Source organism: Bacillus mobilis (assembly GCF_001884045.1).
Lineage (GTDB): Bacteria > Bacillota > Bacilli > Bacillales > Bacillaceae_G > Bacillus_A > Bacillus_A mobilis.
In genome coordinates, this window is sequence record NZ_MACF01000091.1 from 1 (window position 1) to 26,723 (window position 26,723).

The 26,723-nt window shown below is 35.1% G+C and carries 33 protein-coding genes and 3 pseudogenes; 25 read left to right on the forward strand and 11 right to left on the reverse strand.

Translation table 11 applies throughout. The features are described from left to right. Positions 1-291: 291 nt before the first annotated feature. The 3 genes from BAQ44_RS16155 to BAQ44_RS16165 form a co-directional block, all read right to left on the reverse strand. Positions 292-633 carry a YolD-like family protein gene (locus BAQ44_RS16155; protein ID WP_001057823.1) on the reverse strand — a complete coding sequence of 114 codons (342 nt, stop codon included), beginning with the start codon at positions 631-633 and terminating at the stop codon, positions 292-294. After that, complete coding sequence (locus BAQ44_RS16160) at positions 630-1,895, reverse strand: Y-family DNA polymerase (protein ID WP_000272590.1); 1,266 nt, start codon at positions 1,893-1,895, stop codon at positions 630-632. The genes BAQ44_RS16155 and BAQ44_RS16160 overlap by 4 nt, the downstream gene beginning before the upstream one ends. Before the next feature lie 224 nt (positions 1,896-2,119). After that, positions 2,120-2,491: a DUF2538 family protein gene (locus BAQ44_RS16165; RefSeq protein WP_000273950.1), complete on the reverse strand. Its 372-nt coding sequence runs from the start codon at positions 2,489-2,491 to the stop codon at positions 2,120-2,122. A 184-nt stretch (positions 2,492-2,675) separates the two neighbouring features. On the opposite strand from BAQ44_RS16165, the gene BAQ44_RS16170 reads away from it, so the two are divergent. Next, the gene (locus BAQ44_RS16170) at positions 2,676-2,915 is read left to right on the forward strand and encodes a helix-turn-helix domain-containing protein (RefSeq protein WP_000899536.1); all 240 of its coding nucleotides are present in this window, start codon (positions 2,676-2,678) and stop codon (positions 2,913-2,915) included. Between the two features lie 36 nt (positions 2,916-2,951). Further along, the gene (locus BAQ44_RS31925) at positions 2,952-3,089 is read left to right on the forward strand and encodes a YueH family protein (protein WP_154698455.1); all 138 of its coding nucleotides are present in this window, start codon (positions 2,952-2,954) and stop codon (positions 3,087-3,089) included. Positions 3,090-3,354: 265 nt separating this feature from the next. On the opposite strand, the gene BAQ44_RS16175 is transcribed toward BAQ44_RS31925, so the two are convergent. After that, complete coding sequence (locus tag BAQ44_RS16175) at positions 3,355-4,101, reverse strand: hypothetical protein (RefSeq protein ID WP_000355316.1); 747 nt, start codon at positions 4,099-4,101, stop codon at positions 3,355-3,357. Between the two features lie 471 nt (positions 4,102-4,572). Between BAQ44_RS16175 and BAQ44_RS16180 the strand changes: the two genes are divergently transcribed. The 4 genes from BAQ44_RS16180 to BAQ44_RS31085 all read left to right on the forward strand — a co-directional run bounded on the left by BAQ44_RS16180 (position 4,573) and on the right by BAQ44_RS31085 (position 8,403). Then, complete coding sequence (locus BAQ44_RS16180; RefSeq protein WP_001045035.1) at positions 4,573-4,839, forward strand: hypothetical protein; 267 nt, start codon at positions 4,573-4,575, stop codon at positions 4,837-4,839. A 335-nt stretch (positions 4,840-5,174) separates the two neighbouring features. Then, positions 5,175-6,815, forward strand: a complete 1,641-nt coding sequence (locus BAQ44_RS16185) for a peptide ABC transporter substrate-binding protein (protein ID WP_000475303.1) — start codon at positions 5,175-5,177, stop codon at positions 6,813-6,815. Between the two features lie 212 nt (positions 6,816-7,027). Continuing rightward, entirely contained in the window at positions 7,028-8,251 is a 1,224-nt protein-coding gene (locus BAQ44_RS16190; RefSeq protein ID WP_001004561.1) for an AimR family lysis-lysogeny pheromone receptor, read from the forward strand. After that, positions 8,248-8,403 carry a hypothetical protein gene (locus BAQ44_RS31085; protein WP_000721800.1) on the forward strand — a complete coding sequence of 52 codons (156 nt, stop codon included), beginning with the start codon at positions 8,248-8,250 and terminating at the stop codon, positions 8,401-8,403. Before BAQ44_RS16190 ends, BAQ44_RS31085 begins: the two co-directional genes overlap by 4 nt. 202 nt (positions 8,404-8,605) lie before the next feature. Here BAQ44_RS31085 and BAQ44_RS16195 read toward each other — a convergent pair whose 3' ends face one another. Beyond that, positions 8,606-9,649 (reverse strand): tyrosine-type recombinase/integrase, encoded by a 1,044-nt coding sequence (locus tag BAQ44_RS16195; RefSeq protein WP_001021532.1) that lies wholly within the window; start codon positions 9,647-9,649, stop codon positions 8,606-8,608. A 231-nt stretch (positions 9,650-9,880) separates the two neighbouring features. Here BAQ44_RS16195 and BAQ44_RS16200 point away from each other — a divergent pair, with 231 nt between their 5' ends. The 3 genes from BAQ44_RS16200 (at position 9,881) to BAQ44_RS31090 (ending at position 11,437) form a co-directional block, all read left to right on the forward strand. Continuing rightward, complete coding sequence (locus BAQ44_RS16200; protein WP_000202840.1) at positions 9,881-10,231, forward strand: zinc-finger domain-containing protein; 351 nt, start codon at positions 9,881-9,883, stop codon at positions 10,229-10,231. A 21-nt stretch (positions 10,232-10,252) separates the two neighbouring features. After that, on the forward strand, positions 10,253-10,765 hold the full coding sequence (locus tag BAQ44_RS16205; protein ID WP_000385108.1) for a helix-turn-helix domain-containing protein: 513 nt from the start codon (positions 10,253-10,255) through the stop codon (positions 10,763-10,765). Between the two features lie 516 nt (positions 10,766-11,281). Then, a complete protein-coding gene (locus BAQ44_RS31090; protein WP_000394773.1) occupies positions 11,282-11,437 on the forward strand; it encodes a hypothetical protein in 156 nt (51 codons plus the stop codon). Between the two features lie 333 nt (positions 11,438-11,770). On the opposite strand, the gene BAQ44_RS16210 is transcribed toward BAQ44_RS31090, so the two are convergent. Next, a complete protein-coding gene (locus tag BAQ44_RS16210; RefSeq protein ID WP_000751948.1) occupies positions 11,771-12,373 on the reverse strand; it encodes a hypothetical protein in 603 nt (200 codons plus the stop codon). Positions 12,374-12,473: 100 nt separating this feature from the next. Here BAQ44_RS16210 and BAQ44_RS16215 point away from each other — a divergent pair, with 100 nt between their 5' ends. Further along, a complete protein-coding gene (locus BAQ44_RS16215) occupies positions 12,474-12,716 on the forward strand; it encodes a hypothetical protein (RefSeq protein ID WP_000467112.1) in 243 nt (80 codons plus the stop codon). A gap of 234 nt (positions 12,717-12,950) precedes the next feature. Here BAQ44_RS16215 and BAQ44_RS16220 read toward each other — a convergent pair whose 3' ends face one another. Continuing rightward, complete coding sequence (locus tag BAQ44_RS16220; protein ID WP_071722397.1) at positions 12,951-15,893, reverse strand: Tn3 family transposase; 2,943 nt, start codon at positions 15,891-15,893, stop codon at positions 12,951-12,953. Position 15,894: 1 nt separating this feature from the next. Then, positions 15,895-16,464 (reverse strand): recombinase family protein, encoded by a 570-nt coding sequence (locus BAQ44_RS16225; protein WP_000668443.1) that lies wholly within the window; start codon positions 16,462-16,464, stop codon positions 15,895-15,897. Positions 16,465-16,895: 431 nt separating this feature from the next. Here BAQ44_RS16225 and BAQ44_RS16230 point away from each other — a divergent pair, with 431 nt between their 5' ends. The 8 genes and pseudogenes from BAQ44_RS16230 to merA all read left to right on the forward strand — a co-directional run bounded on the left by BAQ44_RS16230 (position 16,896) and on the right by merA (position 20,989). Continuing rightward, positions 16,896-17,624, forward strand: coding sequence for an organomercurial lyase MerB3 (locus tag BAQ44_RS16230; RefSeq protein ID WP_001073002.1), 729 nt, complete (start codon positions 16,896-16,898; stop codon positions 17,622-17,624). Between the two features lie 77 nt (positions 17,625-17,701). Beyond that, on the forward strand, positions 17,702-18,100 hold the full coding sequence (gene merR1 / locus BAQ44_RS16235) for a mercury resistance transcriptional regulator MerR1 (protein WP_000672080.1): 399 nt from the start codon (positions 17,702-17,704) through the stop codon (positions 18,098-18,100). Then, complete coding sequence (merE, locus tag BAQ44_RS16240) at positions 18,097-18,384, forward strand: mercury resistance MerE (RefSeq protein WP_254912385.1); 288 nt, start codon at positions 18,097-18,099, stop codon at positions 18,382-18,384. The genes merR1 and merE overlap by 4 nt, the downstream gene beginning before the upstream one ends. Before the next feature lie 44 nt (positions 18,385-18,428). Next, on the forward strand, positions 18,429-18,677 hold the full coding sequence (gene merT / locus BAQ44_RS31815; RefSeq protein ID WP_367891491.1) for a mercuric transport protein MerT: 249 nt from the start codon (positions 18,429-18,431) through the stop codon (positions 18,675-18,677). Further along, a complete protein-coding gene (locus BAQ44_RS31095; RefSeq protein WP_169833829.1) occupies positions 18,610-18,756 on the forward strand; it encodes a hypothetical protein in 147 nt (48 codons plus the stop codon). Before merT ends, BAQ44_RS31095 begins: the two co-directional genes overlap by 68 nt. Next, on the forward strand, positions 18,743-19,075 hold the full coding sequence (gene merP, locus BAQ44_RS16250) for a mercury resistance system substrate-binding protein MerP (RefSeq protein ID WP_233774816.1): 333 nt from the start codon (positions 18,743-18,745) through the stop codon (positions 19,073-19,075). The genes BAQ44_RS31095 and merP overlap by 14 nt, the downstream gene beginning before the upstream one ends. A gap of 18 nt (positions 19,076-19,093) precedes the next feature. Further along, a pseudogene (locus BAQ44_RS31930) lies at positions 19,094-19,273 on the forward strand (heavy-metal-associated domain-containing protein); the annotation flags it as partial. Between the two features lie 57 nt (positions 19,274-19,330). Next, positions 19,331-20,989: a mercury(II) reductase gene (merA, locus tag BAQ44_RS16255; RefSeq protein ID WP_033665599.1), complete on the forward strand. Its 1,659-nt coding sequence runs from the start codon at positions 19,331-19,333 to the stop codon at positions 20,987-20,989. 435 nt (positions 20,990-21,424) lie between these two features. On the opposite strand, the gene BAQ44_RS30875 is transcribed toward merA, so the two are convergent. Continuing rightward, entirely contained in the window at positions 21,425-21,583 is a 159-nt protein-coding gene (locus BAQ44_RS30875) for a hypothetical protein (RefSeq protein ID WP_002020010.1), read from the reverse strand. A gap of 306 nt (positions 21,584-21,889) precedes the next feature. On the opposite strand from BAQ44_RS30875, the gene merR2 reads away from it, so the two are divergent. The 7 genes and pseudogenes from merR2 to BAQ44_RS16285 all read left to right on the forward strand — a co-directional run bounded on the left by merR2 (position 21,890) and on the right by BAQ44_RS16285 (position 26,286). Continuing rightward, the gene (gene merR2, locus BAQ44_RS16260; protein WP_000389892.1) at positions 21,890-22,279 is read left to right on the forward strand and encodes a mercury resistance transcriptional regulator MerR2; all 390 of its coding nucleotides are present in this window, start codon (positions 21,890-21,892) and stop codon (positions 22,277-22,279) included. After that, positions 22,276-22,905 carry an organomercurial lyase MerB2 gene (gene merB2 / locus BAQ44_RS16265; protein ID WP_000792368.1) on the forward strand — a complete coding sequence of 210 codons (630 nt, stop codon included), beginning with the start codon at positions 22,276-22,278 and terminating at the stop codon, positions 22,903-22,905. The genes merR2 and merB2 overlap by 4 nt, the downstream gene beginning before the upstream one ends. A 149-nt stretch (positions 22,906-23,054) precedes the next feature. Continuing rightward, entirely contained in the window at positions 23,055-23,711 is a 657-nt protein-coding gene (locus BAQ44_RS16270) for an organomercurial lyase MerB1 (RefSeq protein WP_000845541.1), read from the forward strand. 326 nt (positions 23,712-24,037) lie between these two features. Continuing rightward, entirely contained in the window at positions 24,038-24,178 is a 141-nt protein-coding gene (locus tag BAQ44_RS31100) for a hypothetical protein (protein WP_162493026.1), read from the forward strand. Then, positions 24,126-24,251: pseudogene (locus BAQ44_RS30385) on the forward strand (hypothetical protein); the annotation flags it as partial. The gene BAQ44_RS31100 and the pseudogene BAQ44_RS30385, both read left to right, overlap by 53 nt. A gap of 337 nt (positions 24,252-24,588) precedes the next feature. Then, on the forward strand, positions 24,589-25,821 hold the full coding sequence (locus BAQ44_RS16280) for a WXG100 family type VII secretion target (RefSeq protein ID WP_000107156.1): 1,233 nt from the start codon (positions 24,589-24,591) through the stop codon (positions 25,819-25,821). Positions 25,822-25,833: 12 nt separating this feature from the next. Beyond that, positions 25,834-26,286, forward strand: a complete 453-nt coding sequence (locus BAQ44_RS16285) for an SMI1/KNR4 family protein (RefSeq protein ID WP_000551585.1) — start codon at positions 25,834-25,836, stop codon at positions 26,284-26,286. Positions 26,287-26,325: 39 nt separating this feature from the next. Here the strand turns inward: BAQ44_RS16285 and BAQ44_RS30390 are convergent. Then, positions 26,326-26,391: pseudogene (locus tag BAQ44_RS30390) on the reverse strand (DUF4878 domain-containing protein); the annotation flags it as partial. Between the two features lie 71 nt (positions 26,392-26,462). After that, positions 26,463-26,723 (reverse strand): Tn3 family transposase (locus BAQ44_RS16290; protein ID WP_131801863.1); only part of this gene is annotated, 261 nt, incomplete at its 5' end.

The following is a 26,723-nucleotide window of genomic DNA, read 5'->3' on the forward strand; positions in this document are numbered from 1 at the left end:
AAAATTACCAGGTAATCGTCGATACAAGCTTTATATTTTAATGTTTAATAATGGTTATATATATTTAAGAAATTCATGTCTTTTTTCTTTGACTTGAACCACCAATACTTTACTAACACTACTTTTACACTAAATACATATATCAGCAATTTTTCATATCCATTTCATTTTAACACAACAAATCTTATTTTTGTTATATATAAATTTAAGTATAACAAAAACCTAAAATTCACTCTGAAAAACTAACGTATTTTCATAATAATGATCCAAACGTGAGTATAGCATTTTATTCTATTTTACATCTACTATATTAGCGAATTGCAATTTCATCTTGTTATAAAAAGCATCTGTACATACAACAGCGCTATTTGACGGGTCAATATCAACAACGGTCATATAACTAGAGAGCAAATAACCATCCTCATAATATGTAATCATTATTTCCTCTTCTGATACTAATGAACATAAGAGCATGTTCTCAATTCGTTCTTGTTCATCCTGAGTTAATGTAGGTCGTTCTACCTTCGTCTTTTCTTTAATAATTTCACGGATACCAGCGAATTGCTCTGGCATCGCTGCGAATGGAGTCCATTTGACCATTTTTCTTCCTTTTGGCATATTAGCATTGTTCACGATTTGTGGCCCCCTATTAGTGTGTTTCTGTATCTAGCTGTGGCGCTATGCGTGTAGGAAATCCCCCGCAAAATACTGTTCTTCCCAAACCTTGTGCGTATTTCATCCATTACTTTTGTTAGTTTTACTTCTTTTTCTCGTTGCGTGACATTATCGAAAAGAGAAATTTGTTCCTCCCCTTCTTGAATTAGATTCGTTAAAGAGATGCTTATGCTGCGGATAGGTTCTCCAGTATATTGTTCATGTAAAAAGTATGTACAAATCTTATAAATATCCATTGTTAAGTTAGTCGGACGACTTAAAGTATGTGTTTTTCTAATACCACCGTTATAACTCTTGCTATAACCAACAGAAAAATGAACGGTTTGAGCAAGTTTGTTTTGTCTTCTAAGGCGATAACAGACTTCTTCAATGTGTTCCAGTAGGACAATCGGAAACTCTTCTATTGTATAGTCACGCATTAGAATTTGGCTTTTTCCAATTGAAGTTGTAGCAGGGACATATTTCTCTGAAATACGGCTGAAGTCAATGCCGTTACTATGTAAGTGCAATTCCTCACCAATCTTGCCAAAACTCTGCTTTAAATATTTAAGTGGATAATTTGCTAAATCTCCAATTGAGTATATCCCTTTTCGATTCAACTTTTCTTCTGTTTTGTACGAAATACCCCAAAACTTATTAAGTGGCCGTATGCTCCATAATTTAGTTGGGACATCTTCATACTTCCAATGAGCGATTCCTTCTTTGTTCTTCTTTGCTTCAATATCTAAAGCAACCTTGCTCATTAAAGGGTTCGGAGCTATTCCGATGGTACATTCAATGCGTGTATGTTCATATATTTCACGTTTGAATTTCATAGCAAATTCATAGGGATCGTTAGCGAATAAATGAATGCTGTCAGTAACGTCCATCAGAAATTCATCTATGCTATATTGGTGAAAATCCTCATAAGGAACGTATTGCAAAGCTAACTTTGTTATGTAGTTGGAGCATTTAATATAAGTCCCCATAATTGGATTTACAACTAGAATATCTTTGCGACGAGGAATCTCGTAGAGCCTTGCCATCTTCTTTACACCCAACGCTTTTAATGGGGGTGTTGCAGCTAGAACGATTGAACCATTTCTATTCACATCACCTACTACAGCCAATTTGGTATGCATAGGATTTAATCCCATTTTGATGCAGCTTACTGAAGCGTAAAAACTTCGTAAATCAACACATAAGATGATTCTATTTGGTAGGATTGAATAGTCATACACCCTGATTCCCCCTTAAATATAATAAGAACGTAGGTTCGTTTTTTTATTATACACGAACCTACGTTCTTTTATAAAGGGTATTTGAAATAAATTAGAAAAGTTTATTTCAAAACAAGAAATTGCACAACTGATTAATGGATACAACAGGTTTTTAAATAAGCTGTTGTATCGTATGCAACAAAAATAGAAAAAACTCGATCTAAGTTTTTATTAAATAGAATTTTTTATAAAGTTACACGCCATCTTATTTTACATGCCTGAAAAAACACTTGGAAAAGTTCTTCATTATATAAAGGTAAATCCGATAAATTTACTTTATATCCGTTAAATAATGATTGTCCAGCTTTAACAAGTGGTAGTGTTGTTCCAGTAAGCGCGCCAGGATTTACTCCTTTTATATCCTCTTCAGGAGAAATCAATGCACCTAATGGGGAGTATTCTGTCTTAAATAAATTCCAATCAAAACAATTGTGAATTTCAGGATGTGCAGTTATGTAGAAAGCTGCCTCGTATTCAGGATCATCACCAGGTTCAATTTTTTTAGCATCTAATAATTTAATGTAATTCCGTTCGTGTTCTTCGCTTGAAAAATACATTTCTCCATCTCCTTTATAAATAGAAGTAAAACGATATGATTATATTTTTTGTTTTCGCCATGTTATAGCATATCCCTTGTAAAAACTTTGTAAAATTATATGTAAAAAACTGGAATGTTAGTTGTAAATAACATAAAATAAGAAGTAGAGTTACTTATAAATAACAGAAATAGGAGATGAGAGAATGTTATTTACTTTAGATGAAATTATGACACCAAGAGAAGCGTGTGATCGTTTGGGAGTTTCACTTGACAGCTTACATATGAAATTAAATAGATTGAAAAATAGTGATATGTTAAATAGATTAATTAAAGACGGGAAAGCGAAATATTATAAACCCGAAGGGAAGCAAAGGGGAGAATGGATATTTACTGTCGAAGCAATGGAGGAATTGTATCCTGGGAAAATGGTGTCCAATCTTTAACTTGAAAGATATTATAACTGAAAAGGAGAATTTCGCATGAAGAGACATACTTTTAAGGTACGAGAAAACACATATGATGTGTATATGGAAGAGGTGAGCCGTAGCGAATGTTTGATTGCTATACCTAAGTTGAATTGGTCTTATCTGCTTCTATATGATATAAGTCGATTTTAACAGTATGAAACGTAATGTGAAAAAATGATTCAATCGCTAATAAGATATAGAAGAGAAGATTTAGAAAATACAGCTGTGTTTTCACTACCGTTAGTGGTAGATAAAAAAGAGATACTATTAAGAGTTGAAAAAAATTTAAAGTACCGCATATAATTCACTAGATTCTTATTATAGGAGAGCTGCTTATATAATAAAGGAGGTACATGGTACATAATGAAAAATAAGAATAAAAGAAATCGGGAAAGAAAAGGACTCTTTGAATGAATCATGAGTCCTTTTTATCATTTAGAAGTGAAATTTGATTTGAAATGTATTCATTCATTATTGATTGGTGATAGTTAATCCAAGTTTCAATAGTCATATCGGCATCTCTAGCAAACTTTTTCGCATATTTATGTACAGTTTTATTTGTTTCTTTAAATCCATATAGGTTAATACCACCGGTGATTTCACCGATAAAATTAAATTCTTTGTGTTCACCAGGATAATAATTAAAGGCAATTTGATGGATTGTAGTGTCAACTACGTACCCTTCATAGAGAATATAAGAATGAAGTCCGAATGCACCGTTTTGATACATATTTTTAAGTATATGTTGATCGTGGAATTCATGGTGATAATAGCCTTGCATAAAGGATAATTTATTTCTGGATATTTCATTTGATTCTAATAATAAACAGTAAAGTAAAACACTTGCATAAATGCATAAACCACCGTTTTCATTGTGTTTTAAAACTTCTTTCCAGGCTGTATCCTCTTTTTTTAGAAAAGAGGATACTAGGTTATGATCCTCATATAAAGCAGCGTGAGTCAATTTTGTTAGATATAGAATCGGTTTTATAGTCTGTGCTGTGAAAAGATTCCCCGGTGCTCGTTGACTTTGATAGTGAGTGGGTTTTTGTTTTTTGTAATCATAACTTGTAAGCCATCCTTTTTTAAATACGGAAGAAATGTTTTTAACAGCTGTATTATGCGGATCTTGAGACTTGCTTATTTTCAAGGATATATCCATAAGAATCCTCCATTTGAGTTTGTAATTTCACATATCTTAGTTTTAGAGATTAATATTTACATTATATGACGGGTGCAAAATTGTTACCAGAAGTTACTTTGTTGGGAGGTAATCTCCAATCAAAAAAACCATAGAGAAATATATATTTATTTTAAAGGTAACATAGGAATATAATCTATGCATCAGACAAAAAGAAATCCTGTTGGGAATTTTAAGGATGAGTGCCGTGGAGAAAATAACACAATACATCTTCATTTAGTTTTACTAGTTCTTTCCTACTGTATTCCTCTATGTTAGTAGATGATAAGGGGATAAAAATGGTAAACTTAAATAAGTAATTGTATATTTTGAGGGCGGTCGAGTTGCTAGCCTTTCCCTTATTCAAAGAGAAAGGCTGAATTTAGTAGGTAAATTAGAGGGAACTAAATATTTTATTAAATAAAAAGAGGCGAGAAAGGATGGGGAATTAAGATGAATAAAGTTGGTTTGTTGTTAAAAGTAATCGTTACAATAGGTTTTTGGCTATATTTCTTTCCTGTAATACTTAACCCTAATAATGTTCCTTTTAGATTTCTTTTGAATACTTTCCCAGATGATATTGGAGGAACGGTTTTTAATTTCATGATTTTTTCTATTGGATATGTAGTTTATTTTTCCTTCGTAGTATTCATGGCACATAAGATAATTTGGTCTGAAACACCTAAATTAAAGAAAATACCAACAAGTAACAATGAATAAGAAATACATTCAGGTATTTAAATATACTAGTTAATGTGTAGTTTTTAAATATAACTTGGGTATTCGTATTTGTTGAGAATAATTCTGTCTATTTTACCAACATAATTTCACATACCACGTTTAAATTATTAATTAGTGATTGACACAACAATCTTTAGAGTGCTACGTTTTTAATATTAAAGTGATAAGTGGTTTATTAATTAGATGCAACATATATGAGAATAGATGCTGAAATAAGTTTAGAGAATGGAAAACTCTCTTCTGATATTCTGTAAAATTCCATATACGGATAATTTAATTATATAAACCATACATGTAGAGAGGAAGAAAGTAAGATGTTTAAAAAGGTTACATCGGTTGTTGCTTCTGTTTTATGTACTAGTTTTCTATTAACTGCTTGTAGTGGAGAGAAAGAGACTAAAAATACAGCAAAGGCAACTGACAAGAATGAAACAAAACAATCCATTAATTTACCGTATATAGCGGAGATCCCAACAATGGATGTAACAAAGGCAACTGATAGTGAATCAATGAATGTAATGCGTAATGTTTTTGAAGGTCTGTACACACTAGGAGAAGATAATAAATTGATTCCTGGAGTGGCACAATCTTATGACGTAAGTGAGGATAAAAAAACGTACACGTTTCATTTGAGAGAATCGAAATGGTCAAACGGAACGCCTGTAACAGCTGCTGACTTCGCGTTTTCTTGGAAACGTGCTGTGAATCCTGATACAGCAGCAGAATATGCATTTCTATTCTTTGATATAAAGAATGCAAAGAGAATTAATAGTAAAGAGCTACCTGTAGATCAGTTAGGGGTAAAAGCAATAGATGATAAAACATTAGAGGTGCAATTAGAGAAGCCTGTCCCTTATTTTATCGAATTGACAACGTTCGCAACGTTTTTACCCATTAACGAAAAGTATTTTGAATCACAAGCAAAGCAGTATGGCTTAGAAGCAAGCAAATTGGTTTATAACGGAGCGTTTACATTGGATAATTGGAAGCATGAACAAGGTTTTCAGTTGAAAAAGAATCCTAACTATTGGGATTCTAAAACAGTGAAATTAGATGAGATTAACTTTGATATTGTGAAAGATAAATCAACAGAAATAAATCTATATGAATCAGGTCAGCTTGACCGTGTAGGACTAACAGGTGAGTTTGTAGATAAATATAGAAAGAATCCCGACTTCAAGGAACGTTCTGAAGTTACAGTGCAATTCCTACGTATGAATCAAAAGAATGAAGTATTAAAAAATAAAAATGTTCGTTTGGCAATCAGTCAAGCAATGAATAAGAAAGCCTTTGTAGATACAGTTTTGAATAATGGTTCTCTTCCTGCAGACGGTTTTATACCAGTCGATTTTGCTACAAGTTCGGACGGAAAAGACTTCCGAAAGGAAAATGGAAAATTAGTAAAAGATGATGTGAAAGCAGCGAAGGAAAACTGGAAGAAAGCAAAGCAAGAACTTGGGAAAGAACAGGTAACATTAGAATTGCTTACAAGTGATAATGTGTTTGCTAAAAAGAATGCGGAGTACTTAAAAGGTGAATTAGAAAAGAATTTAGAGGGATTAACGGTCAATGTGAAGCCGCAGCCGCGCAAACAACAAATTCAATTGCTACTAAATAGTAATTATGATTTAGGTGTTGATGTATGGGCTCCCGATATTCCTGATCCAATCACATTTTTAGATATATTCGCGACAGATAGTAGCTATAACTTTGATAAGTATTCAAATCAGGCATATGATGAACTAATTCATCAAGTGAAAACAGATTTAGCTGGTAATGAAACTGCTCGTTGGGAGGCAATGAAACAAGCAGAAAAAATATTATTAGAAGATGGAGCGGTCGCACCATTTTATCAATCAGGCAGATCATACTTACAGCGTTCTTCTATTAACGGAATTATAACAAACGACTTTGGTGGAGAATTTAACTATAAGTTTGCTGAAATTAAAAAATAAGTAAAAAAAGGAGTCGAACATCTTCGACTCCTTTTAGTTTGCCATTTGATACACTTATGCATAATTGCATATGCAGTTATACTATTATAACAACTACAAATAACACATTTTTTGATATGCTTATGGTAAAATACCATATACTAACATTAGGTTGGAATAATATAATAAGAGATATTGCAGCATTCTTTTTTAGATTTAGAAGGGGAAATAATATGAACGAAATGCTTAAGAAAGAAGATAAAACTTTGGAACAAACATTGAAGAAATTCTTGGATAGAATTATTGATGAAATTGATTTCCAAAGAAAAAATCAAGAAGATATTGCAAAAATAGTTGGTATTTCTCCTGGAACTCTTTCTAAAAATTTAACTGGAAAAAACCAATTTGGATTTTGGAATTTAATCAAGTTACTGAATATATTATATCCGAGTGATTTTCATAAACAGAGAAAGATGTTACACACTTTCTGTTCTGTCACAACAAGTAAGAAAAACTTGAGGATTGCCATGGAATATGCGAATGCAAAAGGTGACTTATCACTTCTCAAGTTATTAGTAGATCGAGAGAGAAAATCTTCACTCGCAATGAATAGAGAGTGGGCTTATGTATATGAAATGGTATTACTTAGAAGTAACGGGACGATTAAAAAGCAGGAATTGTTATCCAGGCTTGAAGACCATAAGGGGAGTAAGATAATTAAGACAATCGAGATGAAGGTCTTATGTGGTATATTAACTTACTACACTATGTATGATTTAGAAAAATACAATTCTCTGTTCGAGTATGCCGAGATGTTGCTTCCAGATATTAATGCAATTACCGATAGTTTTATTAAGTCATCTTATTTAGGTAGGATTAAAGAAGGATTAGCTTATGCCTATTTAGTACAAGATAACCTTAAAATGTCTAGGAAATTATGTAAGGAAATTTTAGCGATAGATGATCCTAAAAATTGTTTCCACCTTTTAAGAGCATCAGCACTTGCTTATATAGCAGAATCATATACCTTTGATTGTTATGATAGTGCATCTTGGTATATGAAGAAGGCACTAAAGCAGTTAGGACCATGTAATTTTGAAAGGGAAAAACAAAGAAAGCAATCAATTCTTAACACCTATGCTTTTATTAAGTTAGTGAATAAGCAAGAATTGGAGAATATTGATATATATCATTCTGCAGAAAAATCTTTTTTAGAAATTATTAGAGGGAATCACAAGAAAGCAGTTGAAATCCTGAATGATATAGAAAAGAAAAATGGTATGCTCACACCGATGCAATATTGCTATTTAGGGATAGCAAAGAATGATATTTCTTTAATTGAAAAGTCAATTATGCTACTAGAGTGCGCTGGGAATCGCTTCTATTGTAGATTCCCTAAAAAAATAGTGGTAGAATTTAATGGAAATGGTATAATGTACGAAGGTGGTGCTATATGAAGAAAATATTATTTATATTAACAAGTATCGTTTTAGCGGCAGGAATTGTTTACACCGCTGCTGGTAGTAAAGAGCAACCAAACAAATTAGTGAAAAAAGATTCAGAACAATTATTAGCTAGAATGGCTGATCCTGGAAGTGGAATGGGTTGAGCCTTAAATAATTCGAATGCGATTGTCTCAGTAGAGGCAATCGCATTTGTTGTTTTTAGGGATATTTCCTAAATATCGATTTTGAAATTCGTGAAATGTATGTGAAGAATTCACAAACTGAAAACGAGAACCGAATTGAATTGAAATTTTAACTCCTAAAATCGACACATCGAATCGAGAATCTTCCTATTATATATACTTACTAAAATAATGAATTTCCAATATCTATTGTGGCCAAGTTTTGACGTCTTGTACGTTCTCTTAAATAACGTTCCGTCGTCATAATAGACTCATGTCCTAAATAGTCCCTGATTTTTTTTAATTCAATACCCTTTTCCATTAAGTAATTAGCCATGAAGTGCCTACAAGTGTGAGGAGTAATTCTATCCTGTCGATAGCGCAGAAAAGTTAAATTTGTTTCTTCAATTTTTTTTGCCACAAGAGAAGATAGATAGTCTGCTCTATAATTTGATCCATCAGCTTTAGGGAGAAAAGCGGAGGTATTCGATGCATCTAGTTTTGTTGTTTGTTTACGTAAACTTCGAACATGGCATAAAGCATCCAATGTATCTTCAAAGATACGAACTTCCCTACTTTTATTCCCTTTACCAACTACACGAAGTAGATAGGCATTTAAAGATGAATGAAAGACCAAATCTGCCCATTTAGCAGTTGCGATTTCTTCGATTCGTAGTCCTGTTGTAGTTAACAGGAAAAATGCAGTGTAAACAAAATAGTTGGATTTTTTCAGTTCATCTAATATCTGGGTAACTTCTTCTGGATAAAGGTCACGATTGACTAGCTCTTCTTTTTTTACGGATACTTTTTTAAGGCGACTACTAAAGTTGTCTGAGAGTCCGTTATTATCATACACATATTTTAAAAACTGCTGAACTACTGTTTTCTTTTTACGTAATGTAGTGGCAGCATATTTCTTACTTAATTCATAGAAGTAGATTTCCACGTCATTATGGGATAACTCCTGGATGGTTCCGATTGCTTCTTTTATGTAGCGAAGAAAATGAGAAAGATCGTGCAGATACTGTTGTTTTGTTCGCTCACTTCTTTTTTTCGTTAAAGAAGGCTCATCGTGTAAAAATAAATAAACTAATGATTCTTCACTTAATTGGGAGTAGTCAATATTACGGATACCCAAACCCATAATTTTTTCAAAATGACTGCTATCAAAAAAATCTGATTTTGATTTTACAATTTGGTTATTATGTTCGTAATTTATAATATTCAAATTTAAACACAACCTTTTATAGAATTAAATATTAAACAAATATTTTTATATAAAATTTTATAATTCTAATTATACCACAATAAATACATAATTTATTGTGGTATAAAATGAAATGTTTAAATATATATTTTTGGCTTATTATTTAACGTTTCTATTTAGGTAATGTATAATGGAAATGTTTAATTGATTTTTTTGTACATTTCAATCCAAATGCGGTAGGAGGAGATTTTTTTGACTAGTCTTCGTCTGAAAATTTTACAAGAAATCCATAACTTAGAAGATACCCATTGTTCAATTTGCCCTCTGAACAACCTATCAGTGAATTGTACAGATGAGCAAGAACAGGCAAAACAGAGAAACTACAAACATTGTAAAGGTTGTCCCATTTTCGATTCCATCCGAGAGAAAGGAGAGCAATTGAATTCTTTATCGAAAAAGAGTACATTTAATAAGGTACGGGAACGTTATATGGAAAATCCTTTTAAGTATCTTCAGTATAAAGAGTACTCAATCACAGATGTAGTAAAAGAAACCGGTTTAACAAAGTATCAACTAAGAAAATTTAAACAACAGCTAGAATGAAAGTTTCGGATGAGGTGAGAAATGGACTATTTATCTTTAGAAGAGGTATGCGATAGGGTAGGTTTAACAAAAAATCAATTAGGCTATTTAATTAAGTATAAACACATCGAACCTATCAATATGGCCACTTGGAAAGCAGATGGCGGATATCGCTTTGAGCAAGGAGATGTAGAAAAGTTAGAGGAATTATACAAAGACTCTTTAACATTAAAAGAAGCAGCTGAATTTCTAAGTAAGTCTAAGACTTACGTTCATAATGCAGCTAAAGATGGGATATTGCCCTTTAAAGAGATTGCTAAAGGGAAATCAACTGAACGATTGTACTTAAAAAAGGATTTGGAAATTTTCAAAGAAAGAATTGAAAACAGATCAAAAGAAGAATCGAAAGAGAAAAAGCAGCATTTAAGTCTCTATCTTGATGAAAAGGTAGTAGAAGCAATAAAGAAAAAGGCTGCAAAGAAAGGGTATAATGGCTACAAGAAGTTTGCTGAAGACATTTTATCTGCAGAAGTAAAAGAAGACATAGAAGAATAGAAATCCCAGAGAGAATAGATCCCTGAAAAATGAAAAAACATTAAAAGGGTTCTATTTTCATTTTTAAGAAACTTTCTCTCTTCCGAGTGCAATTACATTACCCTAAACACAAAAAACGATTACAGACGATTTTGAGAGGTCACTTTTCGGGTGCATTCCTAAAAAAATCACTGTAATTTCAAGAAAAGGGTTAATATATATAAGTTAGAAAATAAAGGAAAATAAAGTGGATAATTACAAGGGCGTTTTATTTGAAATTATATTCTCAAAAAATAGCATATGAAACTAAGGTCAATTATGAAAAATCCAAGAAATACAGTATACATATTCAGATTATAGTAAACTAAATTCTTATAAAACTCCTTAACTAAAAGATTATATACAGACTAAAATTGGACAGATTTTCTATTTTAGATTGTTGAAGTATGGTAAAATAGAAGTATAACTGTATATCGTGTGAAGGTGGGCTTGTTATTATCCCTTCTTTCCATTTGGAAGGAAAGGGGGTGATATAACATGGAATTTTTGTTCGAACTTTTAAAAGAAATTGCAAGAGCAGTTGTGCGTGAGGTTTCAGCATACGCACTGAAAAAGCAATTCGAAAAAAAAGACAACAAAAAACCCGCGCTTCACCGACCAAAGTACAAGCGTGGGTCTAAAAGAAAAAGATAATGCATAATAACAGCCACCTTGACAGTAGCAGTTATGAGACGGGATGTTGACAGCATCTCGTCTTTTTTAGTTTATGCAATTCAGTTAAGTACTATACTTTATATATACTGAATATGCATTCAATATATAACTAATCTAAAGTAAACATACCATATTTTCATTTTTTGGTCAACGTTTGGAAATATGAGGGACTAAATTAAGTGGTTTATACTGTGATTCCTAATTTAAGTGATATAAAAAATAAAAGTAGTTTTATAGGGAAGGGTTTGCTTATTTTGAAAACAAGCAAACCCATTTAATAGTTAGTCTTTAATATATTTTACGGCAATGGTTTTATCTATATCTTTGTGCAAATTGCTCGGTATAAGAATCAACTAATTTTGTACGTCCAGAATCAGAATAAACTTTAATGTTGTATTTAATATAAACATTGTATGCATCTTGATCCTGCCATTTTTGTACAGTCCACCAATAGTTTTTACTTTTAGGAAGAGATAGTCCACCTATTACATACCCAGCTACACCAGAAGCAAACGTATTTCCGATTTTCGCTATAACCCCAGCACCTAAACCTGCTATAGCTGCGTTAACCATAAAACGATATGAGGCATTATAAAATACATTGTTTCCATAAGTTGTCGTTACATATTTCCAGTTGAATGTACCAGCTGTGGGGTGAACATATTGAATTTGATCCGAATCTTTAGGTGTTATTGGATTAAAGGGAGCTTGTCCATTTAGGAATAAAGAGTCTAAATCTTGTTGAGGTAATGAACTAATATCAATTGCTCTATTTTCTTTTGATACATCCTGGTTGTAAGAAACTGCAGGTGAATTTCCTTCCTTGTTCTCTGCTGCTTGCGTTGTTGAACTAAATGCAAACCCTGAGCTTAGTAATAAAACCAATGAACTTCCTGCTAATAATGTTTTTTTCATAATAATCCCCTTTCATTTGTATAAGAAATTTAATACAATATATTATACAGTCATTCTCTGAAAAGTAATTATTTTCTAAAAATAGGAGGTAGGAGTCAATATGTTTGGTAAGATTACTTCAAAAAATGAACGTATTTACGTAATTATTGTAGTTGCACTGTCTATAGGGTTGTTTAGCATATCTCGTACAGTTTGGTGGTTGTATGGAATGGCGTTTTTATTGTTTTTATCCGCTTTTATATTTAGAGACAGACCTACAAAAAAGGAAGTAATGATAAATCTTGTTGGCTTTGTAGCATTATGTTTTATTTTTTGGATAGGAGAATACATCATAAATTTGTAAAATACTAACAATAATTCTTATTAAATACGATTATAACAAATTATTAGATAAATGGAATATTTTACTAACAATTTTAATATAGTGCTAGTTAGGAAAAATCGGTTATTTAAGGGGTTTATGCCGTTATTTTTATTTAGGGGTCCTACCAACAAAACGCGGAAAACATACGCTAAGCAAATTTCGACATAAAGAAAGCCGATTTTTCCTACGCTAAGGAATCATCGGCTTTTAGTATTATTGAATAAGAGGGCGTAGTGAATGTAGACTTGCTACTTTACTTGCATCAAAGTTGTATTCACCAAGAAAATTAATGTGTTCCCATCCTAACGGAGAAACATGTTTAAGTAAATCTTCTCTCAAATTCCCCTTTTCCTTCAATAATTTTGTTGCTTCTGTAAGATAAACGGTATTCCATACGCTAATAGCATTTATTAGAATATTTAAAGCACTTGCACGTTGTAGTTGGTCTTGTATTCCTCGTTCTCGTAACTCACCTCGTTTTCCAAAGAATAAGGCTCTTGCTAACCCATTCATGGCTTCCCCTTTATTTAGTCCTCGCTGAATTCGACGGCGTAGTGTTTCGTTAGATATGTAATCCAAAATAAAAATGGTCTTTTCGATTCTCCCCATTTCTCGCAAAGTAGTTGCAAGTTTATTTTGTCTCGCATATGACCCTAATTTCCCCATAATAAGTGAACCAGACACTTTTCCTTCTCGAATAGAATGAGCTACGCGCAATACGTCATCAAAATTCTCTTGAATAATTTTAGTATTAATACGACCACGGAGTATATTTTCTAGTTTTGGGAATTCATTAGGCATTTGGATGGTGAATAGCTTAGAGTCAGCTAAATCACGTAGCCTTGGTGCAAAGCGAAATCCTAGTAAATGACTCAATCCAAATACTGAGTCGGCGTAGCCAGCTGTATCTGTAAAATGCTCTTCAATATTTAAATCTGTCTCATGATGAAGTAATCCATCGATAACGTGTACAGCATCACGAGCATTGGTATTAATGACTTTCGTATAAAAGCTTGAAAATTGATCACTAGTAAATCGATAAATGGTTGCCCCTTTTCCAGACCCGTAGTGTGGATTGGCATCGGCATGTAACGATGAAACACCAACCTGTACGCGCATTCCATCAGAGGAAGAGGTACTTCCATCTCCCCAATAGGAAGCTAGTTTAAGCTTATGTTGAAAATTTACTAATGTCGCTTGTGCACGACTTATAGCATCATCGAATAAACGCCATTGCGCTGCATTAGCCATTTGATGATAGGTAACTCCTGGTGTCGCTTCTGCCATTTTAGTAAGACCTATGTTAGTTCCCATCGCCATGAGAGCAGCCATGAGAACTACTTTTTCCTCTCCCTTTGGTGGGCGATTGGTTGAGGCATGTATCAACATTTCATCAAATCCTGTCCAGTGTGCTACCTCCATTAAAAGATCAGTGAGCTTTATTCTTGGCAACATATTATATAAAGACAGGCTAAAAGCTCTCGCTTCTTCGGGTGTATTCTTCTCCAAACGGTCCACTCGGATCTTAGCCTTTTCGATATTTACTCCTTCTAGAGAATCAAGATTATTTGAAACCCATGTAAGGCGTTGAGCTAGTGACTTTCTTCTTTCCTCAATATATTCATCTGCCGATGAACGAACGGCTAGTTTAGTTTCCGTAAGACGAGTTGTTGTCCAATCTTTTTTAGGAACAAGATACTCTTCAAAATCTTTATGAAGTCTACTACCGACTACGGATATGTCGCCTGAACGAATATGATTTTTCAACTCTGTTAGTGCAGCCATCTCATAATAGTGCCGGTTAATTATTCCATCATCACCATAAACATGCTTCTTCCAACGTTTAGGAATAAAATCTACCGGGGCATCATTTGGAATTTTTCTTTTACCAGATTCATTTAGCGTTTTTAGGGCTTGCAATAATGGCTCTGTACCTTGTGTAGAACGAAATTCAAGAGATTTAAGAAAAGTAGGAGTATATTTTCTTAGATAAGAAAACCGATTTTCTAACAAATCTAGATAATCGTAATCCATCGGTCGGGCTAATTTTTGGGCTTCTTCAACGGAAGAAACAATTTTATCCCACGGCATAATCATTTCAATAGCATTAAATGGATCAAGCCCTTCATTTCGTGCTTGAATAAGTGCAGCACCAATATCTGCAAAATGCACGACTTTTTCATTCACTGCTTTTCCATTTTCTTTTTGCATTTCCTCTTGTGTTTTACGACCCTTTGATTGTAAAATCATCATTTGTCTATCATGAATTTCAATTGCTTGGTCAATTAGATCTTGGCTTAGTGTTACTAGATAGGCAACAAGAATTGCATATTTCTTCATTTCTTTAAATCTTCGAAATGAGTGTGGTTCATACCGTGCTCCAATACGAGATAATTGAAGTAACCGATTGGGATGGATTTGTTCTGTATTTATTTCTAATTTTAATTCTCGAATATATTCTAAGCGCTTTATGACTTTTAAAAAGGCTTCAGGTGAAGATTGGCCGGGAAGCTCCCTCAGCCATGCTAAAGGGGTTTTTCTATTGTCTACAAATGGATCTATAAGTTTATCTAACTTTTGTTTTTGCCATTTGGAAAGAGTACAAGTTAATGATTTAAAAATCCTTTCCTCTGCTCGTTGACGAGTTTCCCAAACAAGCCTTTCTATAGTAGTCATGCCAGGGAGAATAATTTTCTGATTACGTAGTTCTTCTTGTGCTGTACGAAGAAGATACATTGAATTTCCATTTTGAAGGGCATGATTCAAAAGAAACTGAGCTGCCTTGCGATAGTTCCCTAAGGAAAAATTTTGATAACCATAAACTTGACGGATTTCTTCCATATGCTCATGTTTAGTTGGCTCTCGTTGGGCATATAAAGAAAATGAATTAGGATTAACATCTATTTGGCTAGCTATGTATTCGATTATGTAATCTGGAATAGGTCCAACATCTGAAAGGGACCATCCAGGATAGCGTAGAACACATAATTGAACAGCAAAGCCTAATCGATTATGATCTCTTCTGTGTCGTTTAATAATTTCAAGGTCATATTGTGAAAAAGTATAATAAGTTTCTAGTTCACTTTCGCTCATATCAGCTGGAATTCGTACAAATTCCGTTCTTTGATCTTCTGTTAGTAATTCTTTCCCTCTCATGCTACAACTCCTTGCCAGATATCTTTTTCTTATCTAGATAACGGTATAAGGTTGTTGCTCCAATCCCTGTTGCCGTCTTAATTTGAGATAAAGAGTAATCTTTGCTTTCATACATTTTTATAGCAAGTTCTATTTTCTTTAAATCAACTTTCGGTCTTCCTCCGTTTCTTCCCCTAGCTCTAGCAGCCGTCAATCCATCTTTCGTTCGTTCACTGATAATATCACGTTCTAATTCTGCTATGCTGGCCAACATTCTGAAAAAGAAACGTCCCATAGCAGTTGTTGTGTCAATCTTGTCTTGAATGGAGACAAAATGAATTCCCTTTGCTTCAAAATGTTCCATAAGCTCAATTAAATGTTTGGTACTACGACTGATACGATCTAATTTATAGACAACCACCGTGTCGCCTTTACGTAAAACTTTAAGAAGGTCATCTAACTGTGGTCGGTTTTTTTTCTTACCTGATTCTTTTTCTTCAAAAGTCTGGTCCACTCCGTAGTGAGCCAATGCATCAAGTTGTAACGATAATGACTGATCTTGTGTACTGACACGTGCATATCCAAATTTCAACAAGAATCCCCCCTTATTAATGCCTTAACTATACCAAAAAGGGGGTAGAGATAGATATATTGGTCTTTTGATTTTGGTTATATTTTTGGTTATGTATTTAAGTAGTTTTTAAGGTTTTTAGAGAAGTTCTCTATTCATAACCAAAAACGGTCGTTTATGGTGATTTGTCCATGAACTAATGAATTAAATGGCTTTTTTAATTTTGTTCAATAATCGGGCCAGATTGTGGAACAACACTTTTAAAGAAAATTGGATATCTATGTTAAATTTCAGAATAGATGGTAAGGTTATACTTAACTAATGGGATAGTTTAGTTTTAGAAGATAAAATAATAAATCATACTTGACCCTGTACTATGGTACAGGGTTTATTCTGTACTAGGAAGAAAAATTCCTGTAAATAATTGCAGATCAAATAGAGGAGGCAGCAACATGAATCAAAATCATTTGAATACTTCGTTAAAGGACAAGGTGTTACAATCACTTGGTTTGCCAGAAGAAGGATTTGAGGGAAAAATCCGTTTATTGTCTCCTTCAGAAAATAGTATCCGTTTAGACATTCTTCTTTTCATGGCTGAGGGAAAAATCGTCAACATCAATGATTTAACTGCAACAGAGGAACAAATTGATGTCCAATCTGCTCTTCAACGTTTAAGGGAATTGGATTTAATTCACTGGGACCAAAACTCTGGGGATGTGAACGTGGCGTATCCTTTTTCAGGAGTTCCGACTCCACACCGTGTTACATTGGCTGGAATGTTGCCAGCTTATTCCATGTGTGCGATTGATGCCCTTGGCATTCCATCGATGTTTACAGATGCCGTTATTGAATCGGAATGTGCATTTTGCGGTGAAAAGATTACCATCGATGTGAAAAACAACATGCCCGTTGCCAATCCTGATACCGTGGTTGTAGGCTTGGGAACAACGGATGCTGCCGATACCAACGCATGCTGCGATTCTTCTTGCGAATCGAATGAGCCAACGTCCATTTCTACCAGCTGTTGCCCAGCCATTCAATTTTATTGTTCTGAGGAACATTGGCAAAAAGCGAATGAAAAGAATTCAACAACGGCGAAGGACAAGCTGACTCTTGCGGAAGCCTTTGAGGTTGGGGCTGCTGTTTTTGGCGGCACGTTATCTGGCTCTAAGGGTAAGTAAAATCTCATGAATGAAGTAAACTATATATTTACCCTGTACTAAGGTACGTGGTTTATGCTGTAAGTGAGGTGAGACGTATGAAATTTCGTATCGGAGAACTGGCTGACAAGTGCGGTGTTAACAAGGAGACCATTCGATATTATGAGCGTTTAGGCTTAATTCCAGAGCCTGAACGTACGGAAAAAGGATACCGAATGTATTCCCAACAAACGGTCGATCGATTGCATTTCATAAAACGAATGCAGGAATTAGGATTTACCTTAAATGAAATTGATAAATTGCTAGGGGTTGTCGATCGCGATGAAGCGAAGTGTCGTGATATGTATGATTTCACTATTTTGAAGATAGAGGACATTCAACGTAAAATTGAAGATCTTAAAAGGATTGAACGAATGCTGATGGATCTTAAAGAAAGATGTCCCGAAAACAAAGATATTTACGAATGCCCCATTATTGAAACACTGATGAAGAAATAAGAGGTGAAACAGAAATGAAAAACATAATAAAAAGTTCAGGTTGGTTTCTTGTCGCACTCATCACATGCCCGTGTCATCTGTTTTTACTACTTCCGTTGATTGCAGGAACAGCACTGGGATCATACTTCACGGAATTTAAAAATGTTATTTTCATCATGATGGGTCTGTTATTCGTTTTCGCTCTTTTCAAGGGCTGGAGAAAACTTGATCCAGAAACAAAAGAGGAAACAAAGAAAGATACAACCACACATGATTGTTGCAGCATGGAGAAGTTCAAGTCATGAAAGAAAAAGTTTCACAAGTAGCCACTGTATTTTCAGCTTTTGTTATGGCGGGTTGTTGCCTGGGTCCACTAATCTTGATTCCCCTTGGACTCACTGGGTTTGCAGGCGCAATCGCATTCTACTCGTTGAAGTATCGGTTATTGTTCAGCATCGTTACCATTGTCCTTCTTGCGTACTCCTTTTATATGGTTTATGGAAGAAAGGGTAAAAGGAAAAGTTCTGTCATTGGCTTATGGATTACAACGTTCCTTGTTTTTACCATGTTTCTTTTCTTATTTTCAGTTGAAAGTTGACTATAAAAAATGGGGTGTATTATGTGAAAGTACAAATAATCAGGATTATGATGTTGCTATCCCTTATGCTAGTGGTTAGTGCATGCAGTAACGAACAAGAAGTCCAAAAAACTGAAGTATCTAAGAGTGAAGTGAAAACAACTGCTATGAATTCAGAGAAGGATGTAAAAGCTATTACTGAAGCTGAGAAGACGGGGACATTCATGGTTATAGCAGGGATGGATTGCTGCCCGCCATCAGTTGTGGAAGATGCCATTGCACAGGTTGAAGGTGCTGGCAAAACAGCCATTAAAGTTAATGGAAGCACCGCGGAAGTAACGGTTTCTTTTGATGATACGAAAACCAATTTAGATGCAATTAAGACGGAGGTTTCAGACTTGGGTCTCCCCGTCGAATAAAAGGAGGATATTTTTACCATGAAAAAATATCGAGTGAACGTGCAAGGAATGACATGTTCGGGTTGTGAACAGCATGTAGCTGTCGCTCTTGAAAACATGGGTGCAAAAGCGATTGAAGTAGATTTTCGCCGTGGAGAAGCTGTATTTGAGCTTCCTGATGACGTGAAAGTTGAAGACGCGAAAAATGCGATTGCTGACGCAAACTATCACCCGGGCGAAGCAGAAGAATTTCAATCGGAACAAAAGACGAATTTATTGAAAAAATATCGGCTAAACGTTGAAGGAATGACCTGCACTGGTTGTGAAGAACATATTGCGGTTGCTCTTGAAAATGCAGGTGCAAAAGGGATTGAAGTAGACTTTCGTCGCGGAGAAGCACTGTTTGAACTACCGTATGATGTAGACATTGATATCGCGAAAACAGCGATTACTGACGCACAATATCAACCGGGCGAAGCAGAAGAAATACAAGTGCAATCGGAAAAAAGGACAGATGTAAGTTTAAATGATGAAGGTAACTATGATTATGATTACATCATCATCGGTTCTGGTGGAGCTGCCTTTTCATCTGCCATTGAAGCCGTTGCTTTGAACGCAAAAGTGGCTATGATTGAGCGTGGAACGGTGGGTGGAACTTGCGTTAATGTCGGATGCGTTCCTTCTAAGACCTTATTAAGAGCAGGGGAAATCAATCATCTAGCAAAAAATAATCCATTTGTGGGATTACACACTTCGGCTTCAAATGTTGATTTAGCGCCATTAGTAAAACAAAAGAATGATTTAGTAACCGAGATGCGAAATGAAAAATATGTGAATTTAATTGATGATTATGGTTTTGAATTAATAAAAGGTGAAGCAAAATTCGTAAATGAAAATACAGTTGAAGTAAATGGCAATCAAATCACAGCCAAAAGATTTTTAATAGCTACAGGTGCTTCTTCAACTGCACCTAATATTCCCGGATTAGATGAAGTAGATTATTTAACAAGCACTAGCTTATTGGAATTAAAGAAGGTTCCAAATCGTCTTACCGTAATTGGTTCAGGATATATCGGCATGGAATTAGGACAACTATTTCATAACCTCGGGTCAGAAGTCACTTTGATTCAAAGAAGCGAGCGTCTATTAAAAGAATACGATCCTGAAATTTCAGAAGCCATTACTAAGGCCTTAACAGAACAGGGAATTAATTTAGTAACAGGTGCAACCTATGAACGAGTTGAGCAAGATGGAGACATTAAAAAAGTTCATGTTGAGATAAATGGTAAAAAGCGAATTATTGAAGCAGAACAATTGCTAATTGCCACTGGAAGAAAACCAAATACAGAATCATTAAACTTACATGCAGCAGGCGTTGAAGTTGGTTCCCGTGGTGAAATTGTCATTGATGATTATCTTAAAACGACCAATTCCCGAATTTATTCAGCTGGAGATGTCACTCCCGGTCCCCAATTTGTTTATGTAGCTGCTTATGAAGGTGGACTTGCTGCTCGTAATGCAATCGGAGGACTAAATCAAAAGGTCAATTTAGAAGTGGTTCCAGGCGTTACGTTTACTTCTCCATCGATTGCAACGGTTGGTTTAACGGAGCAACAGGCAAAAGAAAAAGGATATGAAGTGAAAACATCGGTATTGCCGTTGGATGCTGTTCCAAGAGCGCTCGTTAATCGGGAAACAACAGGTGTTTTCAAATTAGTGGCAGACGCGAAAACATTGAAAGTGTTAGGGGCGCATGTAGTGGCAGAAAACGCAGGAGACGTAATTTATGCAGCAACATTAGCTGTGAAATTCGGTTTAACTGTTGGAGATCTGAGAGAAACGATGGCTCCATATCTAACAATGGCAGAAGGATTGAAGCTGGCTGTCCTAACTTTTGATAAAGATGTTTCGAAATTATCTTGCTGTGCTGGATAAGTTAGAAAAAAGATTCCTGATTATTGCTCAGGAATCTTTTTTCTGTTTTATGAATAAGGTTTTCCGTACTTTGCCAAATTAACTTTAAACTGTTTAAGGAAATGAAATATTTATATAGCATATTTGTTTTACACGGTTTATTATGTCAACAATCTGTGCACTTTGGTTAAGTCTTCTTGCTATTGAAATCTATAAAACTTACTTAATAAAAAGGATTGAGTTTCTCTACAAATTATCGAGGAATGACTAATGGTGGCAGAGGAATAAATCCCTTTTTAACAGCCATTGAGTCAGTGGCTAGGTGCAACGATTTGCACGATGATAATTACGAATAAATGCATCACTTACGTCTGCTCGATGGCTCGAAATTGCCCCAGTATTCCAAAGTCCATAAATCCCTGTACGGCGAAATAATGTCCAATGAGTATCTTCTGGTCATCTATAAACAGGCGTTTGAATATCTCCTAGTTCCTTAACTGTTTTTGATTCCGAAATAGCATTATATGGAGCTGGAACAGTGTAACCAAGACGAATTAAAATTTGATATAACTCTGTTAGATTGGGTTCGCATACATCCCGACGATAGATTTCCATAAGTTGTTTTAATTGAGGATTCTTTAAAATCTGAATGTATAAATTACATTACCCCAAGCAAACCCATTCGCGAAGGTAGCCTTGGGTTACCATATAATACTCGCTAGTATCAAGGAAACGGTTTTCATGTCGAGTTTATTATAGAAATGTTGCAATAACACCATTTTAAAGATGATGTTACTTCTATCTCCTGATTAAACTTTGTATTTAAATTATAAAATTGCACTTGACCTTCCCCTAAGGTGAACGTTGTAAACTCTAGTTAATTCAGTGATGGTCTTCCAGTTAACGAAAAGGGGGGAGATAATGGAGGATTTAACGATTGGTCAACTAGCCCAACAAACAGGAGTCAGTCGAAAAGCCATTCGACTGTATGAAGAAAAGGAATTGATACTGCCTTCTATAAAGCGTAGCGAAGGTAATTACCGCGTTTATAACCAAGAGCATGTGTTTTGTATCAATGGTATTAAACAACTCCGATCATTAGGCGTATCACTGGAGGAAATGAAAGATTTAATAGTGATTTTCGAAAAAAATACGGTGGAGATAGAACCGCATCTACAACATTTGTTAAAAGATAAACTGACCAAGATAGACGAACAAATCAACGAACTACAAAAGTTGCGTAAACACATTGAATCGTACCTTGATTCCCCGAAAGAGGCATTCAATCAAATGGAGGGATTTAAACAATGAAGAATAAAACAGAACTCAAAAAATTTTATGAACTATTGTTAGCTAAGCTGCCTAAAGAATCAGTGCCTATTCTTCGGACAATTTTTTTCTCCATTCGTGATGGGCAGGCAGTTACAGAAAGTTCTTTAATAAATCAAACGGGAATTAATACAAAAACAGTTCAGTCAGTAGTGAAGATATTAGCCCAACGGCAGATGATCGTTCGGGAGGCGGATCAAAAAATAGTAGGGGCATTGGGCTTATCGATTATACCGACTACTAACCAGATTCATTTAGGAGGACGAACTTTATTTGCCTGGTGTGCAATATCGACATTGGAGCTGTCAACTGCTCTGGTTGCTGATGTCGATATACATTCCCGTTGTGCGTACACAGGTGAACCGATTGAGGTAACTGTCCGAAATGGAAAATTAGCAAAAACAACTCCTGATTCAACAGTAATCTGGACAGTGCCGTTTGATTCTGAGGCTCCATGGGCCGGAGGAACATGTAAACAAATTCACTATTTTAGCTCAGTTGAGCATGCAAACAAGTGGAAAGAAGAACATCCAAAATTGCAAGGGGAAATTATGACTTTGGAACAAGCTCTCTCTTTTGGAAACGAATTGAAAAAATTTTTATCATAGGGTAGAGCCCATGAAGTTTCAAAAATCAGACAAGCTATGAAAAGGATGCTTTTATCGGTCAATTAGTCCAACAAATGGAGTTTTTAGGTAATGAAAAGTAATATCGAAAATAATAATAGGAACAAAAAATAACAAAGGAGGAAAAAGACATGAAAACTGAAATTCAGGAAATCGTAACCCGACTTGACCAACAGTCGAACAAGGGAGAGGGAGGAGAATCCATGAAGTGGCTGTTTCGCCCGTTGTTACAAATGCTAGCAGGGGGGGAGTCTGTCACCATTGAAGATATGGCGACAACGACCGGAAAACCTGTTGAAGAGGTGAAGAAAGTTCTCCAGTCTCTGCCAAGCGTGGAAATCGACGAACAAGGCCGTGTCGTTGGTTTAGGTCTTACCCTTATCCCTACCCCTCACCACTTTACGGTTGATGGGAAGCAACTATATGCCTGGTGCGCCCTTGACACACTTATATTTCCAGCACTCATCGGTCGTTCGGTCAACATCGAGTCACCCTGTCACAGCACCGGAGAACCTATACGGTTGAATGTGGAACCGGACCACATTGTAAGCGTGGAACCTTCCACTGCCGTTGTCTCAATCGTGACGCCAGATGATATGTCCTCGATTCGTACGGCATTCTGCAACGAAGTCCATTTCTTCAGCTCACCGAATGCAGCCGAAGACTGGCTTGACCAACATCCAGGGGGAAAAGTGTTATCTGTAGAAGATGCCTTTGAACTGGGTCGCCTAATGGGGACGCGTTACGAGGAATCTAGACCTGCCAATGGGTCATGCTGTGACATTTAGTCGCAAGTAACCACGATACCAGAAGGAGCCACAGGTCTGAAAGATGAAACCCAGGGCCAGCTCAGGACAGGTTTCCCTCTTTTATACCTGATTTCTTATATCTCTGACCGCTAACTACGCGAAGTATGCAAAGGTGGTAAAACCTACAAAAATACCCGGTATTTCTGTACTAAGGAGCCGATCCGTATATGCCATGGTACCGGAGTATTTATTCGATGCTACGATTGAAGGCTTTAAAGACGGAAAAACAGTACAAAAATACAGTTAAAATCCATAAATCATGGAGGTATTGAATAAAAAAATTCATCATTCTAGGAGGGAAAAATATGCAAACATTAATCTGTCCTGCTTGCGGATGTTCCCTCGTACGACTAGGGATTGAAAAAGATAGGGCAGCTGTGTACAAATATAAGTTTACGAGAAGACCTGCTAAAACATATTTCTCCATTGGGATGGGAACATATTAATTTTCTTGGCGAATACACATTTGATATGAAGAAAGTAGCAAGTTTATATTCACTACGCCCTCTTATTCAATAATACTAAAGGCCGATGATTCCTTAGGTAGGGAAAATCGGCTTTTTTCCTCCCAAAATTCTCTTAGCGTATGTTTTCCGCGTTTTGTTGGTAAGACCCCATTTAGAAATTTTGAAATAATTAAGATTCCTTGTTAGCAATGAAAGAAATAAGTCTATGAAAAAATATAAAATAAAACATATTTATAACAGAAACAGCTCAAATTTCTCATTAGGAATTTGGGCTGTTTTTATGATGGGACATACTTTCGCCTTTTGGAACGGATATTTTCAAATGATAACCATTAACGAAAGAATGATATGTTATAATTTTCATAATATATATGCAAAGAAGGGATGGAATGAGCACACAAATTAAGGTAACACCGGAACAATTAGAACAAGCTGCTAAAACAGTAAGAAATACGAGATCATCATTAGAATATATACATAAAGATTTATACTCTCAAACTGAATATATAGCTTCTCAGTGGAGCGGAGCAAGCAGTGATCGTTTTTATCAGATGTTTAATGAAGCAAAGCCAATGATGTTTAACATCTTGCAAGAATTAGATAAAATAGCAGTAGAATTAGAACGTGCAGCTGTTAAATTCCGAGATGCAGATGAATTGTATGGTGGAAATTTAGCTGACCATGATATTCAAGAAGGTGCCATGTGTGGAAAACTCCCTCCAAAATCAGAAGAGTCATTTTTCAATAAAAAAGATTTAAATGCTGCATGGACTGGTATTTCTACTGGGTTTGTAGATGGTGCAGTGGATGCGTGGGAAGGACTGATATCCTTAGGTGATAAAGAAACCTGGCTGAATATGCAAGATGCAATTGTAAACTATAGGGAGACTATTCCTGCTGCATGGAACACCGTATCAGATACGTTTATGAATAAATTTTGGAATGGGGATCTGGAAAGTAGAGAGCATTATGTAGCTTATGGTATAGCAACGTTAGGGCTCGGGCTTCTGGGGGATAAGGGTCTTAGTAAAGCAGGACAAGTTGGGAAGGTAGCTGCTATTACAGGTTTTACTAAAGGAAAATCACTTGTAATTAATTCTCCGACATATAGAAATGCATTACATATATTAAACAATTATGAATTCAAAGCTGGAAATCATCTTTCATATGCGGGAGTCGGTAGTATTAAACAGTACTTGCAGAAAGCAGCTCCATATACTTATGAAGGTAAAAATGGTCCAAAGACAATTAGTTTAAGAATGGGTGAGTTAGCTGGAAATAAACATCCAGTTTCAGGTATACCATATGACTTAAATGGATTCCCTATTTTCGATGCTTTTGCTGAAGTAAAATTAAAAGAAGTTGACTTTAAAAAATCAAGACCTACTCATGATAGAATATGTAATAAGCTGTTATATGAACAGATATTAGAAGATCCAAAACTAGCAGCTAAATTTACAGCAGAAGAAATTGAATTATTTAAAAATGGTCAGAAACCCAAAACATATACATGGCATCACCATCAGGACACAGGAAGAATGCAGCTTGTAGACGCGAAATTACATAAGCAAACTGGTCACACGGGTGGGTATAACATCTGGGGGAAAGACGGAGAAAAATAGGGAGGTTTATTAATGCATAACATTGTATGGGTTGGTGTAAGTAATGAAAAAGTAACAGATCATGAAATCGAACAAGTAGAAAAATATTTTAACATTAAACTACCTAATGATTTTATTGAATGTGTGAAGAAATACGATGGAGGTTACCCACGTCCTAAAATATTTGATGTACCAGGACAAGATGAAAATGTATTCAATGATTTATTGACCTTCCATATAGAAGATGAGTATTCAATTGTAAAAAATTATGAAGATATAAAAGAAGAATTATTAGACAATATATATCCTTTCGCAAATGATCCTTTTGGGAATTTCTTATGCTTTGACTATCGTAATAATTCCGCATTACCAACAATCGTATTTTGGGACCATGAAGAAGAGGACATGGAAAAAGCAATATATCCTGTTTGCTCAACATTTACAGAATTGCTTGCTAGTCTACGTGATTTTGAAGAAGAAGATTGAGGGAACTAAAAAAACGGTCTAGAATTCTAGACCGTTTTTTTATGATTTACTAATTTTCCAACCATCATCCGTTTTCTCTAGTTCAATTACGATTACCTTATTAGGGGTCCCGTCAGGAAAATGCGGATTTACAACGCTAAGCCTATTTTCCTGACGATTCCCCCATTTTTACAACGTTAAGAAAGTTTTAATGGTCTTAAAGAATCTAACGAGACCACTTTCTCCGAATTAAAATGATATTCTCCTAGTAGATTAATATGTTCCCAACCTAGAGGCGACATATGGTGTAATAATTCTTCATTAAAACTACCAGACTGTTTTTGATATTCAACTGCTTTAGTTAGATGTAAGGTATTCCAAATACTAATAGCATTGATAATGATGTTTAAAGCACTGGCTCTTTGCAATTGATGTTGTATAGTCCGTTCCCTAAGCTC